Here is a 3834-nt window from a genome sequence, read left to right as displayed (position 1 = left end):
ACGGATTAGGTAATGAGCCTGTCGTATTCCTGTGCTCTTATTATTGCCATGAATAAAAAACCGCGTACAGCTCTTATGTTAAGTGATAATAAGGTAATTGATGCTGTGGCAATATAAACGAAAAAGGCCGCAAAAGGCGACCTTTGGAATTTAAATAAATATTATACAACCTTTCTTAATCTAAATGACGCACTACAATTGTAAACAATACATCTTAGTTATGTTGTTGGTATATACTTATTCTTTCCCCGGTTGCTGTTTGCGGTTTTTTTGTACACAACTAATGCTCTATCCGGTGATTCAACAGAATTGAATATGTGAGCTATCATTATGGTTTTTTATCATCCTGACTCAGGCATAGCGAACATAAAACAACAGGCCCTTTTGCTATAACAACAGCCTGTTGAATAGCTGCATGCTCTCCCCAGAAATATCCGACATACGCTGTACTTTTAGCCTGCTGTAACTTTTGACATGTAATTTTATGTAAAACAAAACTACTATCACTCTCAGTCAACGTTAAATAATAATCCATATACCCCGCCTGTTATTCTTTATACTTATAAAAACAGGAATAACATATTAACAGGGATTTTAAAAATTAAAAAATCTACTGATTCCCTGTCATAAGAATCCAGCCAGACAACTGATCCTGCCACACCATGGATCTGGTACATCTTTTTTTAAACAAAAAAACAGAATATTATGCATTACAGTCCTCTTGTTTATTCAATTCAGCAAGCGCTAATTCTCTCATCCAATCTGAAAGCAGTGGTTTAGTTTTTACCGCATCCATGAGCGCTCTCTCTTTTTTGGTCAGGCGAACAACAATTACTTCTGTTTTCATATTAGGCACAATAATTTCCCTCTGTTAAGAAATAATATTGGCACAAAATAAAAACAGAGATGTCGACTTTACACGTATTTACATAATAAAAAGCCCCATCATAACTGATGAGGCTGAAAAGACTCTGGTGGAGCACCTAGTCTCCCCGTCTTCATCTTTTACTCTTTAAGTATAGCAGATAAAATCAATACGCCCCCCAAAAAACAAGATAATCAAATTTTAATTTAAAATATAATGGCCGTTTTATGGATGGTGATGTTTTGTATCAATTTATTCCTGACATTTACATAACACAAGTAATCTGTGGATAGTTTTACACATACTTCAAATGTGATTTATGCAAAGTAAACAACCATCAACACAATGGCTAACACCAGCAAAGCAGAAACTGATAACCATTGAAATAAACGGAACACTGTATCAAATTGAAACGGGTTAAACATAGATACTCCTCTGGAACATAGTCCCGTGAGTGCCGCTCATTTCTCTGATTCACCGGTAAAGAAGATAACCTTACGGTTGTAAAGTCAGCTCCCAGACTGAGCCAACGGCACGGTATTGACAACACTACTATACCACATCGTCTTGGCACGGATTTTTTATTTACCTGATATTACTCAGCTTCGCAGTTTACCTTTTTTCTTTTAAGAATTGGTTTTTCTGTATTAGCTACATAAAGAGCAAATACTAATATCAGAATTGTAATTGAATATACGATTAATAATGATGGTTGTTTATGTTCGACTACTACCAGCCTGATAACCGCTGTTATTGCTATATATAAAAAATAATGCAGCGGAAAATGATAGTTTGATTGAAAGTACTTGATTATTAATGCAATAAATTCAAAATATAAAAAATATATAATTATCCCATCAACTAATGAATACAGCGATACCGGGTCATTTTTTTTAAATAACAAAGCAGCAAGGATAATTGTTTCTTTTATCAAAAAAACAATCAATATAATTGCCAAAAGTAACAGTGCCGCACTGCTGATCCACTGAAGCAACCGACTTATTAACTTTGATTGGCTCAACCCTGACATGATGGCTCCTGAGGTTTCCCTCTTCAATATCACATCTATTTTTTATAGAATACAAAAATAAAGAACCGAAGGTACGGAACTTGCTAAACGTCAGCTGATATGAAATGTGTTTATACAGTTTACCACATTCTATTTCTTTAACTGTCTTACTTACACGTGATTACAATAAATAATCAACTTCATCAACATGAGTATAAAAACCCGCAATACGAAGTTTTTGTTTATAAGCAATGTGATACAGAGATCATTCAATGACAATCTTTGTAACTTATTTGTACAGAGAATTTTCTCCCGGAGGTCTGGTCTTAAACCTTCTGTGTGCCCACAAGTATTGGTCCGGAGCATGCATGATTTCTGCCTCAATAATCTGATTTAGTTTCTCAGCATCTGCCAGGTCATCTCCACACGGAAAATCAGCAATTTCTTTACCAATTATTAATTCATAAGGCCTCTTACCACTTTCATTATTTCTTATCATCGTTGCAGTAAGTATCGGCGACTTCGATAATTTGGCTATAGCTGCCACTCCTTTTGATGTAGAAGCATTAGCTACCGAAAAAAAAGGGGCGAAGATAGTACCTTTAGTTCCAAAGTCCTGATCCGGAGCAAACCAAATAGCCTGCCCGCGTTTTAGTTCCGATACCATAAACTTCAGATTCTTACGGTCGATCATCCCGCTTCCGGAACGGCTTCGGCATCTTGTTTGTATATACTCCATTGCTTTATTGTTGTGGGGACGATACATAGCATTTACAGGAAAACACAGCCCCATAACTCTGCCCCCAAGTTCCAGCGACATGGAATGAATACCAATAATTAAAACACCATTATTTTTGTCATATACATCATTAAAGTTATCACAACCCGTTACTCTAAATATTTCATTAATTTTTTTGTCATTCCAGAACCAGGCAATACCGGTTTCAAATAATGCAATCCCTAAAGATGACAGGTTGCTTGCAACCATACTCTCTATCTGGATTTTATTTCTGTCAGGAAAACATAATTCTAAATTTTTTTTAATTATGGATACCCGCCTTTTCAGGAACAAACCAGAAAAACGACCTAACTTATCGCCTAAAAACACAAGCCATGGATAAGGAATCTGAACTAAACAGAAAAGCAACAGGATACCAATCCAGGTTAAAATGTACCTTGGGTGAAGAAGCCTGATAGAAAATTTATTCAGAGAATACATTTTTTCCTGATAAGGAATAATTACTGCATAATAAAAAGGCCTGATAATATTATCAGGCCTTGGAATTTAGTTTTTCTATTGCCTGGACAACAGCATCACCGTTTTACAAAAAATGCATTTTGCACCATGCGGATTTGATGCGGAAACATCAAAGTGCGAAGTCCGGTATTGTGTTCCACTGCAACAGGGGCACTGAAAAAACAGTGCTATTATCATTGGTGCGCCTTAGAGACCCACCACATTTGATGCAGACGGACCTTTTGCCCCGTCTTCAATATTGAAGGTAACATTCTGACCTTCAAATAATGTTTTGAAGCTGTCACTCTGAATCGCAGAGAAGTGAACAAACACATCTTTGCTACCATCTGCCGGAGAGATGAAGCCAAAACCTTTCGATTCGTTAAACCATTTTACTGAACCAGTCATTGTATTAGACATAGAATTTCCTTTAATTTTTTTGATTGCCATAAGGCATATGCGGTTTGTTTTTTATTTTTACTTATGGGAATTAATTAGAAGGAATTCGCAATGAAGTGGTATCGAGGATAACGCTAAATGGTGAACGACTTTAAACTGACTAGCATAAATAGGCCTGTACTTCCAAACCAGTGACCCCATTAAGCCACAGATGATCACAAATAGCAAACTTTATTATTTTATCCCTCGGATGTTACGTATCACTACACGTAAATCACGACTGATTTTAACCAATTATCTTATCTGTTTATCAACATAAAAAAA

At 36.0% G+C, this 3834-nt stretch carries 6 protein-coding genes; all 6 read right to left on the bottom strand.

Going from position 1 to position 3834, the window contains the following annotated elements:
* Positions 1 to 328: 328 nt before the first annotated feature.
* Positions 329 to 535: a hypothetical protein gene (locus HMPREF3119_RS00985; protein WP_036414512.1), complete on the bottom strand. Its 207-nt coding sequence runs from the start codon at positions 533 to 535 to the stop codon at positions 329 to 331.
* A 168-nt stretch (positions 536 to 703) separates the two neighbouring features.
* Positions 704 to 856: an MbeCy gene (locus HMPREF3119_RS19035; protein ID WP_087825463.1), complete on the bottom strand. Its 153-nt coding sequence runs from the start codon at positions 854 to 856 to the stop codon at positions 704 to 706.
* Positions 857 to 1460: 604 nt separating this feature from the next.
* Positions 1461 to 1895: a phosphate-starvation-inducible protein PsiE gene (psiE, locus tag HMPREF3119_RS00980; protein WP_036414510.1), complete on the bottom strand. Its 435-nt coding sequence runs from the start codon at positions 1893 to 1895 to the stop codon at positions 1461 to 1463.
* 268 nt (positions 1896 to 2163) lie between these two features.
* Positions 2164 to 3093, bottom strand: a complete 930-nt coding sequence (lpxL, locus tag HMPREF3119_RS00975; RefSeq protein ID WP_070578064.1) for an LpxL/LpxP family Kdo(2)-lipid IV(A) lauroyl/palmitoleoyl acyltransferase — start codon at positions 3091 to 3093, stop codon at positions 2164 to 2166.
* A gap of 75 nt (positions 3094 to 3168) precedes the next feature.
* Positions 3169 to 3309: a cold shock small protein YmcF gene (locus HMPREF3119_RS19585; RefSeq protein ID WP_223302381.1), complete on the bottom strand. Its 141-nt coding sequence runs from the start codon at positions 3307 to 3309 to the stop codon at positions 3169 to 3171.
* Between the two features lie 9 nt (positions 3310 to 3318).
* A complete protein-coding gene (locus tag HMPREF3119_RS00970) occupies positions 3319 to 3531 on the bottom strand; it encodes a transcription antiterminator/RNA stability regulator CspE (RefSeq protein WP_046024440.1) in 213 nt (70 codons plus the stop codon).
* Between the last annotated feature and the right edge of the window lie 303 nt (positions 3532 to 3834).

Origin of the sequence: Morganella sp. HMSC11D09, assembly GCF_001807955.1 — a bacterium.
Taxonomy (GTDB): domain Bacteria; phylum Pseudomonadota; class Gammaproteobacteria; order Enterobacterales; family Enterobacteriaceae; genus Morganella; species Morganella morganii.
The sequence above is the reverse complement of the archived record's forward strand: the minus strand, read 5'-3'. Positions and strand labels throughout refer to the sequence as shown.

Coding starts and splice junctions, on each gene's coding strand:
- HMPREF3119_RS00985 (WP_036414512.1), bottom strand. CDS start 535: ATGGATTATTATTTAACGTTGACTGAGAGTGATAGTAGTTTTGTTTTA.
- HMPREF3119_RS19585 (WP_223302381.1), bottom strand. CDS start 3,309: ATGATAATAGCACTGTTTTTTCAGTGCCCCTGTTGCAGTGGAACACAA.
- psiE (WP_036414510.1), bottom strand. CDS start 1,895: ATGTCAGGGTTGAGCCAATCAAAGTTAATAAGTCGGTTGCTTCAGTGG.
- HMPREF3119_RS00970 (WP_046024440.1), bottom strand. CDS start 3,531: ATGTCTAATACAATGACTGGTTCAGTAAAATGGTTTAACGAATCGAAA.
- lpxL (WP_070578064.1), bottom strand. CDS start 3,093: ATGTATTCTCTGAATAAATTTTCTATCAGGCTTCTTCACCCAAGGTAC.